The organism is Cyanobacterium stanieri LEGE 03274, from assembly GCF_015207825.1.
GTDB lineage: Bacteria > Cyanobacteriota > Cyanobacteriia > Cyanobacteriales > Cyanobacteriaceae > Cyanobacterium > Cyanobacterium stanieri_B.
In genome coordinates, this window is sequence record NZ_JADEWC010000033.1 from 1 (window position 1) to 19122 (window position 19122).

Sequence of the window (19122 nt, forward strand, 5' to 3'; positions counted from 1 at the left end):
CCCTACAACCACAAACCATTTATCAATTCCTCTCCCCCGATTCACCCAGCGCCCCCAAATAAAACCATGACCAAAACTTTTATCCTCCTTACGACCCCGACTTTGATAAGATAAAAAGAATAAATACCCCATCAAATATTATTTAATACCATTCATCAGTCTATGTTGCGTAAAATTCCTTTAGCCTTAGTGGGTTTAACCATTGGCTCAATCCTTACCGTAGTCGGTTTTGTCGCCTATGCCCAAGGTAACTCAACTCTTAATTTAGCAGGATTTTTCTACGGAATTCCTTTGCTATTAGGGGGACTCGCCCTCAAAGCCGCCGAACTAAAACCCATTCCCTTCTCCGTTGAAACCCCCAAAGAGATTATTACCCTCAGGGAAGCCCAAGCCACCGACACCCAAAACCAACTAAGAAAAGACGTAACCCGTTATCGTTATGGACAAGAAGCCCATCTCGATGATGCCCTAGAGCGCCTAGGATTAAGTCCCACCGATGAAGAAAGACCAATTTTAACCACCATCAAGGAAATAGACATTGATGGCAAATATACCCTTGTATTACAATTCAAAACCCCATTGATTAATCAAAAAATCTGGGAAGAAAAATTAGATAAAATAACCAAATTTTTTGGTCCAGGTATCAGCGCCCAAATTTTAAACTTTAACGACAATGTCATCGATTTAGCTCTTATTTCCACCCCCCAATCTAGCCCCGTTGAAGTTGCTTAGAAACATTGCATAGTATAAGACAATGAAAAACACCCCTAATCCTAATCCCCATAAACTACTCCTTATTGATGATGATCCTAATCTAATTTTGTTAGTGACGGATTATTTAGAATTTAATGGCTATCAGGTGTTAACCGCCAGTCAGGGCAGAGAAGCCCTCAGTCTTTTGGAAACAGAAATGCCTGATTTAATCATTTGTGATGTCATGATGCCTGAAATGGATGGTTATAGTTTTGTGGAAGAAATACGCCAAAATCCTCAATGGAATCAGTTACCGATTATTTTTCTTTCTGCCAAAACTCAAAGCCACGATAGGATAAAAGGTTTAAACATTGGGGCTGATGTTTATTTAGTCAAACCCTTTGAGCCTGAAGAATTAGTCGCCCAAGTAAAATCTACCCTCAATTATAGTCAACGTCTGATTAATAATAATAACGGTGTTGTGGCTGACATGAAAAGAATTCAAGTTCCTAAATCCGTTGAATTAACCCCCACAGAAACCAAGGTAGTCAGTTTAGTTTCCCAAGGTTTATCTAATCGGGAAATCTCCATAGAATTAGGAGTCAGTCAGCGCACCATAGAAAGCCACGTTTCTAATATGCTTAACAAAACTGGTTTACACAATCGTACGGAATTATCTCGCTGGGCAATCCAATCTCAATTGGTCTAATTTTCATCTTGACAAACTCCCCGTTATATTGGTTATAATGTATTGTGCAAATGAAAAAGTAGTTTTTGTTACTACTTGAATAAGTTTGACAAGAACGCCATCTTAGCTCAATTGGTAGAGCACATCACTTGTAATGATAAGGTTATCGGTTCAAGTCCGATAGATGGCTTAGTTGACAACATTGATTCAAGGTCTTAAAAAAATAAGTTTTAAATCAGTTTATGGAACATTAATTATCATCAGTCTGAACGTGTGAAGAATTGATAATTAACAATGGACAATTAATAAATTATGACCTATTACCTAATTCGATTTAGAAAATATATCATCACTCCCCTTGCAATAAATTATAAGGCTAACAGTTTATAGTTCAATAAATTGAACTAAGATATATTTTGATTCAAGGATTTAGTATAAGCTACCATCACCCCCACTCCCTATACCCGATACTGACAAATCCTAGACAGAAGTTAATATAGTCAAAACCATTCAGCGCACCTTAAAAAATAGATAAATTATAAAATTATTGTTATTTTTTTAACAAAAAAATCCCAAGGTTAAGTAATAGTTAAAAAAAGGAAAAAAAGTTGAAGGCTTAAAATTCAGGTGCTAGACTGAGTACAAATACTGAAGGTATATTTCAACTATGGTTCAAACTCCCACAGAAAACAATCAAAGCTCCTTAGTTTTAAACTCAGAAGAATTGAGGAAAATTGATGCTTATTGGCGCGCCTGTAATTATCTGGCGGTAGGCATGATTTATTTACGCTCCAATCCTCTTTTAAAAGAACATCTAAAACCAGAAGATATTAAGTATAGATTATTAGGTCATTGGGGTTCTAGCCCAGGATTGAGCTTTGTATATGTGCATCTCAATCGCCTTATAAATAAGTATGACCTAAATATGATTTATTTGGCAGGCCCGGGGCATGGTGCGCCCGGGATTCTTGCTCCTGTGTATTTAGAGGGAACTTATTCCGAGATTTATCCCGATAAAAGTATGGATGAGGAAGGAATGCGCAAGTTTTTTAAACAATTTTCTTTCCCTGGCCACATTGGTAGCCATGTAACTCCTGAAACCCCTGGTTCGATTCATGAGGGGGGGGAGTTGGGTTATAGTGTATCCCATGCCTATGGTTCGGTATTAGATAACCCTGATCTTATTTCCGTGGTGATGGTGGGGGATGGTGAGTCGGAAACAGGGCCTTTGGCCACTTCTTGGCACTCTAATAAGTTTATTAATCCCATCCGTGATGGGGCAGTGTTGCCGATTTTGCATCTCAATGGTTATAAGATTGCTAACCCCACTATTTTATCTCGCATTTCCCATGAGGAATTAAGCGCTTTATTTGTGGGTTATGGTTATGAGCCTTATTTTGTGGAAGGGGATGACCCTGAAATTATGCATCAGAAGATGGCGCAAACCCTTGAGGAGTGTGTTAATAAAATTAGGGAAATTCAGTCAGAAGCAAGACGCACTGGGGTTGCTAAACGTCCTCGTTGGCCGATGATTGTTTTTCGCTCTCCTAAGGGGTGGACTGGCCCTAAAAATGTTGATGGTCATAAGGTGGAGAATTTTTGGCGATCGCACCAAGTTCCCATGGGTAATATGCACAGTAACACTGAACATTTACGCTTATTAGAGGAGTGGATGAAGGGTTATAAACCAGAGGAATTATTTGATGAAAATGGTACTTTAATTCCCGAATTACAAGCATTAGCTCCTAAGGGCGATCGCCGCATGAGCGCTAACCCCATCGCTAACGGTGGTTTACTCAGAAAAGATCTTGACTTGCCCGATTTTAAAGATCCTGAATATGCTATCCCTGTGACCGAACCTGGTAAAATTAGGTTTGAGAATACCAAGGCCATGGGAATCTTTTTAAGGGATGTGATGGCTCGTAATATGACCAGTTTCCGAGTATTTGGCCCGGATGAAACCGCCTCTAATCGTCTGCACCCCATTTATGAAGCCTCCAAAAAGGTATGGATGGCGGATTATTTGCCCGAAGATGAGGACGGCGGAGAGCTTTCCCCCGATGGTAGAGTCATGGAGATGTTGAGCGAACATACCTTAGAGGGATGGTTAGAAGCCTATTTATTGACGGGGCGCCATGGTTTATTCCATACTTACGAAGCCTTTGCCCATGTCATCGATTCCATGTTTAACCAACACGCTAAATGGTTGGATATATGTAAAAATCATGTGCCGTGGCGATCGCCCGTATCCTCCCTTAACATTTTACTATCTTCCACTGTCTGGAGACAAGACCACAACGGCTTTTCTCACCAAGATCCAGGTTTTGTCGATCTCGTCACCAACAAAAGCGCCGAAGTTACTAGGGTATATTTTCCCCCCGATGCTAACTGTTTATTAAGCGTCATCGACCATTGCTTACGCAGTAAGGATTATGTTAACGTCATTGTGGCTGATAAGCAAAGTCACCTCCAGTATTTAACCATCGAAGATGCCATCAAACATTGCACTAAAGGCATTGGGATTTGGGATTGGGCAGGAAATGACCACGAAAAAGGCAGAGCCAACGAACCTGATGTTATTATGGCATCCTGTGGCGATGTACCTACCATGGAAGCCCTCGCTGCTACGGCTATTTTAAGGGAAGAATGTCCCGATTTAAAAGTACGATTTGTTAATGTGGTGGACATCTTCAAATTGCAAGATGAAACCGAACATCCCCATGGTTTATCTCACCGAGATTTTGTGACTTTGTTTACCGAAGATAAACCGATTATTTTTAATTTTCATGGTTATCCTTGGTTAATTCATAAACTCGCTTATCGTCATCCTAACGCCCACCGTCTCCATGTGAGGGGTTATAAGGAAGAAGGTAATATTAACACTCCTTTAGAGTTAGCAATTAAGAACCAAATTGATCGTTTCAATTTAGTTATTGATGTCATTGACCGTGTGCCAAAATTAGGCTCTAGGGCAGGATACCTTAAAGAATTGATGAAAAATGAGATTATCGATAATCTTAACTATGCGCATACCCACGGTATTGATAAGGAGGAAATACGCAATTGGCAATGGCCTTTTTAGAAATTATACTAAATCCCGTTCTAATAATATACTAATTAGGGTGGGGAACGGGGAACAGTTTTTCAAGGTTGATAGTTGTAGATTGATAAGCTAATTATCCCTATTCTAAGTTAACCCATAGGTATATTAATTACCCAAGAAGGATTTGGCATTACTGCTAAGTAAGGCAAGGGGTTAAAACCCCTTGTTATATCAAGTCCGCTTGATCACTTACAAATTAGCAATATCCATTAGTTCAATTTATTGAACGATAAATTATTAGCCGTGGAATTTATTACACGGTGGGCGAAGATAGAATCTAGTTATAACGAATTATCCGAACTAGATGTTATTCAAGAAATAATTTCTCCACAGGGTCTAAAATTGCTAAAACCTATCTACCACAATACACCGACAAATATTCCCCTAACTTAAAGAGCGATCGCAACTTAGGACTATTAGGGATTAATGTTTCTTGTTCGATGATACTCTCAATGGACTTTTGATGAACAAAGAAGTATAACTGTTCTTGTACCTGATTTAAACACAGATCGATTTTTAACAGTTCACCCACATCAATAATACTCTTAATACTATCAATATCCTGTTCAATGGTTTGAATAGAAGTGCCATCCAAAATTTGAGAAAGAAAATCCCCCATCAATTTCTCCAAAGTTTCCTTGGCTTCTGGTACTTCTAACTTACAGTTTAAATGATCTGCCTCAAGGGCGATCGCCTCTAACTCCATCAAATAACCCTCCACATTACAAGAAACAGGGCATTTAGTCGCTAACTCCTGAATTACTTGAGTACAACGATAGGAAATCGCCACCTGTGCGGCTACCTGCAATTCTTGAGGCACAGGCACATCATCCCGATAATAAGCCAACAGGATACTATAATTATCCCGATATACCTGCGTATAGAGTTGATCGAGGTGTTTTTTGGTAGTTTCCATTAACCTATCACGGATAATCAACCTTTCCTCCCCAAAAATCTGTTGTAAATCAAAAGACTGATTACCAAACAAATCACTCATCAACAAAATTACCTCCACCACACTTATATCCTTAAGCGCAGAAAATAACTGAGACTTAATCTGACTATAAGCCAAACGACTGGTAAAAGGTTGAATACAACAATGGAAATCCCAACCCCCCAGATGAATCACCCCAAAAACATAATGGGTACTTTCCCAAGTAATCTGAGAAGTTAACTTAACCTGCCCCACCGCCAAAGTCAACGAACCAATTTGCTGTTTTTGATAATCCAATTGATGGGCATCATAGCAATAGATGATTTCATCCGTAGAATAATTAGTATATAAAGAACTAATGGCATAATGCGCCGCTACCTGTTTGAGGGTAATTTGATTAGGAATCACCGACTGTAAATATACCTGAGCGCCATTACCGAAACTCTCCACATTACTAGGCGCTTTTTTAAGACGTTTAATGAACTCTTTTTCTAACTGAATGCCCGAAATTTCCCCTGCCAACTCGATCGCCCTTGAAGCATAACGTAATATTTGCGTACCCTCAGGGCGAGAAATTTCTTCAAAAAACCATCCGCAACTGGTAAACATGAGTAAAGAATGGCGTTGCATCTCCAATAACCGTAAAGCGTCCACCTGCTCAGAAGGGGGCAAAGATTGGGGGCTATGTTTTGCCAAAAACCTTTCTACATTTTCCAAACCACGATCCAAAATAACCGTAACATATTCATCCCTTGCCTTCCAAACATCAGCGAAATAATTGGGGGCAACTTCTTCATATACCTTCGTCAACTCATCCCGTAACCAGTTGAGACTATCACGCAAAGGGCGGCGCCATTTTTGGTGAAAACCACCACCACCCCCACAGCCACAATCATCCTGCCATCTATCCACCCCATGGGAGCAACTCCAAGCGGTAACGGATTTAAGTTCTACTTCCCAAGTGGGTTCTACTAGGCTAAGATAATGGGCATAGTTGGTAACATTCCATCCCTGTTGGGGAAATTCCTTGGTAAAGGCATAGGCGATACATCTTTCCGTATCTCTTTTGTGGTGTCCAAAGGTTTCTCCATCGGTGGCAACGGAGATTAACTGGGATTTGCGCTCATCTCCCCTTATCGCTAACTTGAGACGGGAATAAAAGTTATGACTACTAGATAGCACATCACCAAAGCCCATATCCCCTGAAATGGGGCCATCGTAGAAGAATATATCAATGTGACCATGTCCTTTAACATAGCATCGATAGGGCCGGGTAGGATCGATTTGTCCTCCTCCCACTTCTAACCATTCCCCTGTGGTATCATCAGCATTCATGGGGCGACATTTTTTGGCTTGACTAGGGGCTAGGATAATAAATTTTATGCCCTCATCGATTAATACTCCTAGGGTGGGATAATCAACGGCGGTTTCGGCCAACCACATTCCTTCGGGATGACGGCCAAAACGTTGATAAAAGTCGGTGATTCCCCAGCGCACCTGGGTATATTTATCTCTTTCGTTGGCTAGGGGCAGGATAATATGATTATATACTTGGGCGATCGCATTTCCATGACCATTAAGACGCTCACAACTAGCCCTATCAGCTTCGATGATTTTTTGATAAATTTCTTGATCATATTTTTCTAACCACGACATCAACGTTGCACCGATGTTGAAGCTCAAATATTCAAAGTTATTGACGATGCCCATGATTTGCCCTTGATCGTTGTAGATACGGGCATATACATTATTACGATAGCATTCATGAAAAATTCTCTCATTCCAATTGTGAAACGGTTGGGCGCTGGGTTGACGCTCAATGGTATTTAAATAAGGGTTTTCTCTGGGCGGTTGGTAAAAATGCCCATGGACGGTTACATATATTCCTGTGGCTGTGTTAAGGGTATTTTCTTCTTTTTCAATGGTTAAACTATTGGGGTTTGTTGCGGTAACTGTAGTCATGGGGCGTTATCTGATTATTATCTTTTTCTCGCTACTCTTTAGCCTAACACCTATTTTATAATATACAAATTAAGTGCGATCGGTTGTTAATATTTTTATTTTTTCTTCCACTTTCTCAGGTGTAATCTAAATATAGTTTAGGGTGACTATAAAGTTTATTATGTTTTTTTATGGCGATTAACTTATCCCTTTTTATCCACTGACGCAAAGTAGTTTCTTTTACCTGAAAATGTATCGCTAAATCTTTTAATGGTAACAGTGATTCTTTTGATTCTAAAGCAGAGATAATCATATGTTCCAATCTTGGTTTTAATCCTAAATATAATAACTCTTTTAATAAGTTAAAATCTCCTATATCTATCTGTGTTTTAATATCAGATAAATTAGGACTAGAAAATTTTTGATGAAAACCTATATCTGCTGATTCTAAGGCTTGATAATATTGATTTCTTTGGGATAATTCTACACCCTTAATAACAATAGGAGGATAACCTTGGGAAATGGCTAAATAATTTAATAAAATTCTACCCACCCTGCCATTACCATCTTGGAAAGGATGGATACTTTCAAATAGTGTATGAATCCGAGACAAGGCTTCTAAGATAGGATAAGTTTTTAAACAACTTTTAGTATATTTACAAAAGATTTTTACATAACTTTCAATCTCAAATTCTGGGGGCTTTACTTTTGCTCCATGAATCGTAATAGCATTTACTCTAAATTTGCCACAATAATAACTATATTGATCGATTCCTCTCAATAATTGACTATGAATAGTACGAATTAAAGCTAAGTCTAAAAAGACTGATTCTTCTCGATGATATTGTAAACCTAAATCATAAACAAATTGGGATGTACGGTAATAATTTAATATTTCTGGTTGAGTTTTTTTACCCTGTAATACGGCTTTTAATTCTTCCTCTGTGGCAAAATATCCTTCAATAGATAACGAATGGCGAGTATCCTCTTCCAACATATATAACCATTCTTGGTTTTCTACTATGGCTTCAGGGAGTTTCCCCAACTCGTCTAGAAGTTTTTTTCGTTTGTGGATACTGTCACAGTTACTCTGATTCATTTTTGCTAAAAATAGGGCGTAAGTCTTAATAAGAAAGGGTTTTATCTACTGTAACAGTTTTGGTTATTTTTGCTAATTGTGACACTTTTTTTCTTCTTTCGATCGCACTTTACAATTAATACTAAATTCTGTTTTCATAATATACTTTAGTTCAATTTATTGAACGAACTACCATTAGCCGTGTAATTCATTACACGGTGGGGCAACTACGAAAGTACAATCTATTTATAAACGAATTATCCAAACTTGATATTATTCATTACAGGGTGGGCGAAGATACTAATCTATTGATAACGAATTTTCCGAACTTGATATAATTCATTGCAAGGAGGGTGACGATATATCTTAGACTTGTTGTGAATTAAATCTTTGCGTATCTGAAACCCTGATCAAATAAGGACAAAATTTGGCAAAAAACCTATTCGCCACAACTCTTTTCTAAATCAGATGAAAAAATTTAAGGTGTTTTGTATTCCTACTGTGAATCAATTTTCCGCCATCTTACCATTCAACTCCAATAACTGCTCTAAAATATCCCCATCCTCATCAAAACCATAGGCTTTCATTACCAAATCATCTAACTGTTGATGTAACTTATATAATTTACTGCTAGGCTCATCAAAAAAGGCATTATATAACTGAGTAATTCCCCATTGTTTTTTCTCCATTTGTTCAGTTCTATATTCGTGTAATTCTGTCATTTTATCTCTGATTTGTTGCAAGATTTTTGAGCCTTCTAAATCTGTTTTTGATCCCCCTGAATTCCCCTTAACAAAAGAGACTTTTTTTTCGATTTTGCTTCCCTCCCCCTTGGGGAGAGGGGCTGGGGGTGAGGGAAAAGGGAATGTTTCAAAACAACTTGTATTAGTATATCTTGTGTCTCCTTTTAAAGTTGAGCTTTGAGCCTTTACCCATAGACGATGTATTTTTGAAGTTAAAACCCCTAAAATATAAAAGTCATCAGAAGCAATTACACAGTTTAAATCACCTGCTAACCATTCTGTATTGAAAGGGATAAATATTGCCCATTTTGAAACTCTAGGTACAGCAAAACAAAAAGATAAATTATCTATTGATTTTCTCATTGTTAGAGCATTTACCCCCATTTTCCACCAGTTTAGTCTTCTCATTTTCATTCTGTTTTTATCTCTTTCTGGCTTGACACTATCCTTAACATATTGAAAAGGTAATTTATAATCAGAAGCTGATTCAACATCTAAATTAGCAAAATCAATAATCCATCTGTTTGGAATACCATGAGGATTACTAGCTAAATTATCTCCCATTGAAAAGAGCTTAATTACTTTTTTATTGTTACTATCTGCTTTAATAAATTCTTGGGCTTGTTTTTCGGTAATAATAAAACCCATTCCTACTGGTGAAACCCCTTGAAAACAAATATTTTTATTAATTTTTAACTTTTTAGCCTGAGAAACATCCGTTAAAGAAGTGAGAGAAGAATTAATCTGTTTAACCTGTTTATTATCTAAAAAATAATTGTTAGGAATAGACTTTGACCAGTTTACAATACTAACATGAACCGCTGCTTCTCCAGACCATTCTTGAGTGGAAATAGCCTCATGAATAATTCCTTTATTTTGTAAGATATAATCCAAAGAAGCCCTACGACTTTTACCCTGAGAAATAGAATTAGTTGCCACTAATCCAGCCCTACCATTTTCCCCTAAATTATCATGGGCAATTCTAAACCAATAACAACAAAAATCTACTGAATCCTTGACATCTTTAAACTTACTAAATATTTTTTCTACATAGTCATCAGTTAAATTTAATCTCATGTGTTTCCCACCCAAAAAAGGAGGATTACCGATGATAGTATCAGCCTTTACCCAAGGAGAAAATAAAGCATCAGTGCAGAGAATATTTTGATCCAAACTATCTAAGGGTAACGCAGGTTCAGTCAAACCCAACTTATCAATAGCCACTTTTCGCGCAATCATCAGAGTAACCTTAGCCAACTCCACCGCAAAAGGATTAACATCCATGCCATAAAACTGATTGGGCGTAACAAAACCTAGATTTTGTTGAACATTTTGTTTCTTACTCTTTGCCCGAATTTTGTCTAACAATAACTGCTCAATTCTCTTTAACTCCTGATATGCCACATAAAGAAAATTACCACTACCACAGGCAGGGTCTAAAATTTTGTAAGATTGTAACTGAAGCTGTAAATTGCTTAAATCCTTGATGGTGTTAGTATTATCGATCAAATCTTCCCAATACTTGCTGATGGTAGGGCGTACAATTTTCATAATATCCGCCTCCGAGGTGTAGTGCATTCCATAACTATGCCTTTCCTTCGCGTTAACTGTGCCTTCAAAGATATTCCCAAAAATAGCAGGGCGCACCTTACTCCAATCTTGACGGGCAACGGTAGCCAAAATTTCTAATTCAGGCTTAGTCAACTCAATAGCTTCCACCGTGGCAAACAAACCGCCATTAAAATATTCCACCCCCTGATATTTTCCCGCAGGAGTCACCCCCCGATTATTCATCTCACGGAATAAACCCCCCAACACGTCATAACTACTGGCGCCGTTAATACATTCCTCCACACAACGGATAAAGAGGTTATTGGGTAACAAACCCCTATCCTCCGCAAACATTGCCAACACGCATTGTAAGATAAACCGTTGAATCTTCAGGGTTTTATTCTCATTATCTCCCCCAAAATTGGGGGCAGGGGGGCAATTCTCATTATCTCCCCCAGAATTGGGGGCAGGGGGGCTAGGGTTGAGGCGCTTTTGTAAGATTTGGAATAATTCCCCTAGTCTTCTTCCTGCTTTTTCGGTGACATCTACTTGATTATTTTTGAAGATGGATTCCACATCACCCCTTAACATGAAGTTAAAGGCGGAATATCGTTGGGGTAATTCTTCTAGGGAAATTATATCTACAGGTTCATCAAGTTGTAAATCAAAGTCAAATATCCAAAACTCGTCAAAGTTGGAAAGAATGACGTAGCGAGGGCGATTGGGTACGAGTCTTGACCAATATTCAAAGGCTTGGGCATAATGTTTATTTAAGTCTTCCCCTCGTTTTTTCATCTCAATCAATAGCTTGGGTTTCCATACCAAGTCGGCAAACCCTGTATTTTTCTTTTTGCTACCTTTTTTGATGGCTTCTTCATATTTTGCCCCTGCTTCTAGGGCGCCGTTATAACCAAAGGCTTGGAAAAACCTATCAAGAAATATTTGGGCTTCTTTCCTTTCTTGCCCTGTGATGTGTTGTTGACAAAATTGGATGAATTTTTCTAGGTTTTCTTGATGATTATCTGTCATGGGGAGATGAATGTTAGGGGTTAATATCAAGTTCGGAAAATTTGTTATAACTAGATTCTATCTTCGCCCACCGTGTTTTCGTTCAATGAATTGAACTAGGATAATAAGGTTATTATAAGGGGCGATCGCGCTTTAAATCAAATGGAGTTTAATTTATTAAACGATAAATCCCGTAGCCTCGTAATTCATTGCGAGGCGATATGTGGCGATAGTCAATTATTCCCATTACCCACCGTGTAATGAATTACACGGCTAATCATTTATCGTTCAATGAATTGAACTAAGGTATATTTGGATTCAGGGATTTAAAGTTATACCTATTACCTCATCTAATTTAGAAGATATATCATCACTCGCCTTGGAATGAATAATATCAAGTTCGGATAATTCGTTATAACTAGATTCTATCTTCGCCCACCGTGTAATAAATTCCACGGCTAATCATTTATCGTTCAATGAATTGAACTAAGATAATAAGATTATTATAAGGGGCGATCGCGCTTTAAATCAAATGGAGTTTAATTTATTAAACGATAAATCCCGTAGCCTCGTAATTCATTGCGAGGCGATATGTGGCGATAGTCAATTATTCCCATTACCCACCGTGTAATAAATTACACGGCTAATCATTTATCGTTCAATGAATTGAACTAAGGTATATTTGGATTCAGGGATTTAAAGTTATACCTATTACCTCATCTAATTTAGAAGATATATCATCACTCGCCTTGGAATGAATAATATCAAGTTCGGATAATTCGTTATAACTAGATTCTATCTTCGCCCACCGTGTAATAAATTCCACGGCTACTATGTTTTCGTTCAATGAATTGAACTAGGATAATAAGGTTATTATAAGGGGCGATCGCGCTTTAAATCAAATGGAGTTTAATTTATTAAACGATAAATCCCGTAGCCTCGTAATTCATTGCGAGGCGATATGTGGCGATAGTCAATTATTCCCATTACCCACCGTGTAATGAATTACACGGCTAATCATTTATCGTTCAATGAATTGAACTAAGGTATATTTGGATTCAGGGATTTAGAGTTATAACCATTGCTTATTGCCCACCTTCTACGGGAGAATCAAAAATTCAACTTTTAATTAATTAACACTTTTTTTGGTTGTACTTAAGTCACGCTAAAAATTACATTAAGGTTAGTTGATGTGAATGTAGTTACAATAGGTTTTAATGGATTTATCTTGATATATTTCAATAATTCTATAGCCTGATTGACTGTTAGAAATTTGGAAATAAGGCTTATATTTGTCAATTTGAAACATAGTTGACGGAGTTAAAAACATCTGTATATTTTTGTGTAAAAAACAACTTTCTTGATGGTAATGACCACAGAAAAATCTAAACAATTTATTTGGATTAGTCAACAGTTTTTCTGTTAGCATTTCTTGATTTTGTAATGAGTGATTTTTGTCCATATACCCTGAACCACAAATCATTGGCGGATGATGAATAAAAGTAATAGTATTTTCGTTGGTGGACTCAATTAACCAATTTATTTGAGGTAATGAAAGTGATTTTTCACTGGTATCTAGGCACAAAATATTAACACCATTTAAGTTTAATTGATAGTTTAATTTATTTTTTTCTAACTTAACTCGAAAAGGAAAGTTTAAGGCTTTTTCCATATGGGCTATGTTGTCATGGTTTCCTGCCATCCAAATAATTTTATCTTGATATTTTTTTGTTTTTTCAGCTAACCATTGATAGGCTTTTAGGCTTCCTTTATCAGTTATATCCCCAGAGAAAATAATCAGATCAAAATCTTCTTTTTCAATGGTTTCTCTTAATACTAATGAAAGTTTTCCGTACACGTCATAGCCGTGAGTGGTTAATTCTTCATCAAGATGAGTATCTGTAATTTGCAATATTTTTTTCATTTTTATTGGTGTTGTTAATTTGTACCCATAGCGAATTCGATTAGTAAAGTTTACAATTATCTTATATTGACAATCATTAGGGATATTTGCTCATTGCTACGGGCGATCGCCCGTGGTACAGTACCCAAAGCAGATCTACCAATGAGATGATTATCAATCGGATTAACTAAAACCAATAAATCACCATTTTTCATCTCCTGTAATACTCTCTTAGTAAAATTACCCCGCATTTGTTGTACAGGTAATTCGGCTAAATTTTTATTCACCATGGGGCTAGGCTTACCCGATAATACATGAAGAATAAAAAACTCACTTTGTAACTGAGATGATAAAGCCTTAGTAATCGTTAATACCTCAGGAAAACCCTCCATATTATATTGGTTATCTGCGATCGCCAAAATCACCCGTTGAGTATTTTTAATAGGTTTAGTAAAACGAGTAATCAACACCGTCACAGGGGAATAATTCACCAAATTATCAATAATATTACCGAATAAATTTTCCCGATAAGTAGAAAACCCCTTCCAACCACAAATAATCAAATTCGCATTGCGCTCTTGTGCCACATGAATGATACCCTCATCAATAGAGCTATCAATACGGGCAATGGTTTCCACAGGAGTAGCCGTAGCATGGGCAATCATTTCCGCCGTAGCCAACAAATTACCTTGATTTTCCTTCGCATTCTCAGAAATCGCCTCTCCCTGATCCACTAAAATATTTAAAGGTAATAAAGTCCCCTCCGTAGCATTCACCAACAACAAAGCTAAATTAAGTAAATTATCCTCCGTATTCGGATTCGCCACAGGCACTAACACTCGATAAGCCCTATCTTTTTCCTCTTCCTCCTCCTCAAAAGACTCTCCCGAAGTATTATCACCATCTAAAGCCTTTTGTTGAATTTGTTTCAACTGCCCTCCATAACGTTCGGTAACCCAAGGAGATATAATACTGGTAACTAAAATCATGGCAATGGTGCCATTAACCGTAAATTCATCCACCAATTCAATATCATAGGCAACGGTAATCGCCGCAAGGGTAGAAGCAGCTTGGGCAACAGATAACCCAAACATAACCATGATACTAGGTACAGCAAACTTAAAATACTTACCAATCACCCACGCCGGGATAAATTTACCCACTACCCCAGCAAAAATCATCACCAAAGAGACTACCACAGATTTTGGTTCTTCAATCAAAGTCATGGGATTAACCAACATTCCCACAGAAATCAAGAATAATGGCACAAATAAAGTATTACCCATAAACTGAATCCGATTCATCAAAGGGCTAAGTTGAGGAATTAGAGGGCGAATACCAATCCCCGCCAAAAATGCTCCGATAATAGGTTCAATTTCAATTAATCTCGCAACATAGGAAACCACAAACAAAGTGGCAATCACAAAGGTAAATTCCGCCCCCTCATCCCTGCCAAATTGTTTAAAAAACCATCTACCTAAAATGGGTAAACCAAATAAAGTCGCAAAGGTATAAATAGTTAAACTCGGAATCAAAAATAACCAAAAACCTAGGGTTAATTCCCCTTGATCTGCTTTGACGATTACTGCTAAAACTAAAAGGGCAATGATATTAACAATTAATGTGCCTCCCAAGACGATGGTAACCACAGGGGTGCGCATGATGCCCTGTTTAATGGCAATGGGCAGCGCCAAGAGAGTATGGGATGCAAAACAAGAGGCAACTAAGATAGATGCTAGAAGGCTATAATCTAACAACATAAAGGCTATCGTACCCATAATCATCGGTACTAAAAAAGTTCCTAGCCCGAAAATGGTGGCTTTTTTGCCGTTTAGTTTCAAGTCATCAAGGCTAGTTTCTAACCCTGCCATGAACATCAGAAATAATAAACCAACGGTGCTAAATAGTTCAATGGTATTATCTCTTTCGAGGATACCTAATCCATATTCTCCAATGAATACCCCTGCAATAATTAAACCAACAATGCCGGGGAGTTTTATTTTTTCAAAAACGATGGGGGCGATTAATAATACTGCCATCATAACCAAAAAAATGGCTACGGGGTCTTCAATGGGGCCTGGTAAAAAGGCAAAAATTTGGTTTAGAATCATATATTTTTTTAAGGTGATTGCAAGAGATAATTTAATATCAAGTTAGCTTAATTCGTTATAAATACATTGTATTTTCGCAATTGCCCCACCGTATAATAAATTACAAGGGTAACAGTTTATCGTTCAATAAATAAAACTATTATCAAATCTGATTTAGAGAATATATCATCACTCCCCTTGCAATGAATTACAAGGCTAACAATTTATCGTTCAATAAATAAAACTATTATCAAATCTGATTTAGAGAATATATCATCACTCCCCTTGCAATGAATTACAAGGCTAACAATTTATCGTTCAATAAATTGAACTATTATCACCCTTACTTCTCGTCTCCTAACATTTAATAAATAGTTATTTTTGTTGGATGTTATTTTCTTCTATAAAATTATCTGGACTTAGAAAGTTATTGGTTATGGGGTAGGCAATTTTTATTTTTTCTTGCTGATAGTTTTTATAAAGGTTTTTAATAAATTCATGGGTGATAATTAGTCTATCAAAATATTCATTTATTTTTAGATAAACGGTAAATTTGATGGCAAAGGGATCGAATTTTTCATACCTCATAAAAGGTTCATATTCTTTTCTTCCTCCTTTGATATTTTCCATGACATATTTAGCGGTTTCTAGGGTGATTTGTTCTACTTTTTCCAAGTCACTATCATAGCTAATACCTATTTCGATGGGTAGTAACATGGAGGTATCTTCAAGGGTATAGTTTTTGAAACTACCGTTGATAACTTGACTATTGGGAATAACGGTAATGTTGTTATATATGTCTTTAACTACGGTGTAGCGTAATTCTACGTCTATGACATAACCTTCTTCCCCTTGTCTAATTCTGATATAATCTCCTACTCTGATTTTTCGAGCAAGGATGATATTAACTCCTGAAATCAAGTTACTAAGGGTGTTTTGAAAGGCTAAACCAATGGATAAACTACCTACCCCAAAGGCGGTAATTAGGGCGGTGATTTCTACCCCAATCGATTGGATGATGATTAAAAACCCTGTGCTATAGATGATTACTTTGGTTAGGTATTCAAACAGGGAGCTGAGGGAGACGGTGCTTTCGTTTTTGACGCTATAGGCTTGTATTATGCTAACGGCTAGGCGGGAGACAAGGATGGTAGCGGCGCCTAGGGCTACTACTATTAAGGTTTTTTCTACCAAGATATTAAAGGAATTTGGTAGATCAATCATTGGTAATATAAGGGCGATCGCCCCTACAATTGACCAGATAAAAATAATACCATTAAAGGATTTTAAAACAAAACTATATTGTTCTAATTTTGGTCTAGTTTCTATGTTTCTAACTATACTTTTAAATCTATTTTCTATAATTAAACCGACGGCGACTATTAAAACAAAAATTGATATGGGAGTCAGAAATCTTAATAATAAAGCAATGTTAATGGATTCCACGATAATAAATTAAAATAAATAATTGAAAATTACACTTTTAGATAATAGCAAAAATATCATTTTAAAAAATATTTAAAAACATCTTTTTTATTTAAATTAATGCTACTTTTAAGGATTAATAGTCAATTTTTACCTGTCAATTTTCATAGAATTATTCAGAAACTAAATTAAGAAAAATAGTCGCTTGTTTAACACCATTTTTAGAACCTTCACTGGTGATGGTGAGGGATTGTAAATTATCAAACAAGGGCTTAAAGCCTAACTCCATTACTTTGACAATGGGAAATTGACGGTTTAAATAAGGTTCTAAATCTTGCCACTGGACATATAAATAACCATCGTTTTCTGATGGTAATGCCTTAATAGTAGATTGAAATTCAGAATTATGTAATAAATTTTCAGCAGGATTAGCCAAAATATCCCCTAAAACATCCACCGAATTAGTGATAATCTCATAGGGCATAACTTGGGCATGAACACCTTTTACTTGGGCTTCTAATTTGGCAAAACTATTTTCAGAGGTAGTCACCAATTTTGTCCATGCGGTAATGGTGTTATCTGCTAGGGGTAAATCACCGACACTTAATCCCCTATCTTGGGCAATATCATCGAGGGTATCACTCAAAGAGTTACTATCAGTTTGATTCACAAATAACCAGTTAAGATTTTTGGTAACTTCATCAACAGAAAGGGAAAGGGCATATTCCCCCGTCACCTTAGGAAATATATCCTCACCAAAGTTTAAACCGCTAGATTTTTGGAGAGGATTAAGGCTTTGATTAACAATTTGTTGCAGAGGGCTATTATTTTTTAAACCATCGCTAATTTGTTGCCAAAATTGATCCAATTTGATGCCACTGGCGGCAAAAATACTATTGGCAGGAATATAGTTAAGGGCGCTGGGGGCAGTGGTGAGGGATGGGGGTTGATTTTCTTCCCCTGCTACCCCTGAAAGGGCAGTAGAGGCGATTAAACCCTGTTGGTTGACAGCTAAAGAAAGGGTGAGGGTTTGTTCGATTAAATCTTCTTCTGGGAGGGGTTGGTTAGTAATCCAAGCGGAGGTGGAGGGGATATTAATATAGGCTAGGCTTACTTTTGGTTTGGTAATGGTGGCAAGGGCGCTTTGATAGGGTTGATAATGTTCGAGGTTGAGGTTAATGGCTTGGGCGTTATTGATGGCTTCTTGTAAGACACTTAAATCATTGGCAAATAAGACATAATCGGCAATGACGGCGGCGGCTACCCTTTGAATGTTGGGATTTTCCCCTAGGGGTTTTTGATAAACGATATTTACCCCCTGATAGTTATCAAAAATTAATTTGGCTTCGCTGGAAACCGCTTGTTTGGCGTAGTAGTTTTGTAAAAATTCCCTTGCTAGGTTGGAGTCTTTGTTTTTGACTACTAATAGGTAACCTGGTTGAGCGCCATTATCTCGATTTTTGTCTAAGTCTAGGGAGGTGACGGCGAGGGTGATTTCATCCCCTAACCAGTTTTTTAATTCTTGTACATCATCCACCTGAACTTTATTTAGTAATTTTGTTCTTAGTTGTTCAACGGCTTGAAATACCTTTTTTTGTTCTCCGTTGAGGGGTAATACTCCACCGATGGCGCTTAGTTTTTCGGGATTAACCAATAGTGACACCATGAGGGGTGATTGACGGGATATAAAAATTGTACCTTCTGGGTTGTGGTTGACTCCTCCCCTAGCGAGGTAGTTGTTAAATTTCTGGTTGACGGTGATGATACTAATGATGGCAATAAGCGCGATCGCACCTAGTACAAGAATTAATTTTTTCATAATAAATCAAAGCCCCTGCTCACTTTTCTAATCTATTTTTCCATACTTTTGAAGAATCAATGACAAATATTGATAAATAGTCTGAGCTAGAATATAAGAGTATGGCTAGATAGTTTTACCCCATGGAAGGGTGAAACCATAGCTCG

The 19122-nt window shown here is 37.2% G+C and carries 10 protein-coding genes and 1 tRNA gene; 4 read left to right on the forward strand and 7 right to left on the reverse strand.

All coding sequences use genetic code 11. The annotated features are described in order from the left end of the window. Positions 1-162: 162 nt before the first annotated feature. The 4 genes from IQ215_RS12320 to IQ215_RS12335 all read left to right on the forward strand — a co-directional run bounded on the left by IQ215_RS12320 (position 163) and on the right by IQ215_RS12335 (position 4463). A complete protein-coding gene (locus IQ215_RS12320) occupies positions 163-732 on the forward strand; it encodes a DUF2854 domain-containing protein (protein ID WP_193801717.1) in 570 nt (189 codons plus the stop codon). A 22-nt stretch (positions 733-754) separates the two neighbouring features. Beyond that, the gene (locus tag IQ215_RS12325) at positions 755-1402 is read left to right on the forward strand and encodes a response regulator transcription factor (protein WP_193801718.1); all 648 of its coding nucleotides are present in this window, start codon (positions 755-757) and stop codon (positions 1400-1402) included. 96 nt (positions 1403-1498) lie between these two features. Further along, positions 1499-1571 (forward strand) — tRNA-Thr (locus IQ215_RS12330). A 477-nt stretch (positions 1572-2048) separates the two neighbouring features. Next, a complete protein-coding gene (locus IQ215_RS12335) occupies positions 2049-4463 on the forward strand; it encodes a phosphoketolase family protein (protein ID WP_193801719.1) in 2415 nt (804 codons plus the stop codon). Between the two features lie 373 nt (positions 4464-4836). Here IQ215_RS12335 and IQ215_RS12340 read toward each other — a convergent pair whose 3' ends face one another. From IQ215_RS12340 to IQ215_RS12370, 7 genes are all read right to left on the reverse strand, one after another. Next, positions 4837-7380 carry a DUF3536 domain-containing protein gene (locus IQ215_RS12340; protein ID WP_193801720.1) on the reverse strand — a complete coding sequence of 848 codons (2544 nt, stop codon included), beginning with the start codon at positions 7378-7380 and terminating at the stop codon, positions 4837-4839. Between the two features lie 115 nt (positions 7381-7495). Beyond that, positions 7496-8458: a Fic family protein gene (locus IQ215_RS12345; protein WP_193801721.1), complete on the reverse strand. Its 963-nt coding sequence runs from the start codon at positions 8456-8458 to the stop codon at positions 7496-7498. A gap of 485 nt (positions 8459-8943) precedes the next feature. Continuing rightward, entirely contained in the window at positions 8944-11760 is a 2817-nt protein-coding gene (locus tag IQ215_RS12350) for a DNA methyltransferase (RefSeq protein WP_193801722.1), read from the reverse strand. A gap of 1162 nt (positions 11761-12922) precedes the next feature. Continuing rightward, positions 12923-13663: a metallophosphoesterase family protein gene (locus IQ215_RS12355; protein ID WP_193801723.1), complete on the reverse strand. Its 741-nt coding sequence runs from the start codon at positions 13661-13663 to the stop codon at positions 12923-12925. A 56-nt stretch (positions 13664-13719) separates the two neighbouring features. Continuing rightward, the gene (locus tag IQ215_RS12360) at positions 13720-15753 is read right to left on the reverse strand and encodes a cation:proton antiporter (RefSeq protein WP_193801724.1); all 2034 of its coding nucleotides are present in this window, start codon (positions 15751-15753) and stop codon (positions 13720-13722) included. A gap of 354 nt (positions 15754-16107) precedes the next feature. Further along, positions 16108-17178 carry a mechanosensitive ion channel domain-containing protein gene (locus IQ215_RS12365; RefSeq protein WP_193801725.1) on the reverse strand — a complete coding sequence of 357 codons (1071 nt, stop codon included), beginning with the start codon at positions 17176-17178 and terminating at the stop codon, positions 16108-16110. 151 nt (positions 17179-17329) lie between these two features. Beyond that, complete coding sequence (locus tag IQ215_RS12370; protein WP_193801726.1) at positions 17330-18976, reverse strand: DUF3352 domain-containing protein; 1647 nt, start codon at positions 18974-18976, stop codon at positions 17330-17332. Positions 18977-19122 lie beyond the last annotated feature (146 nt).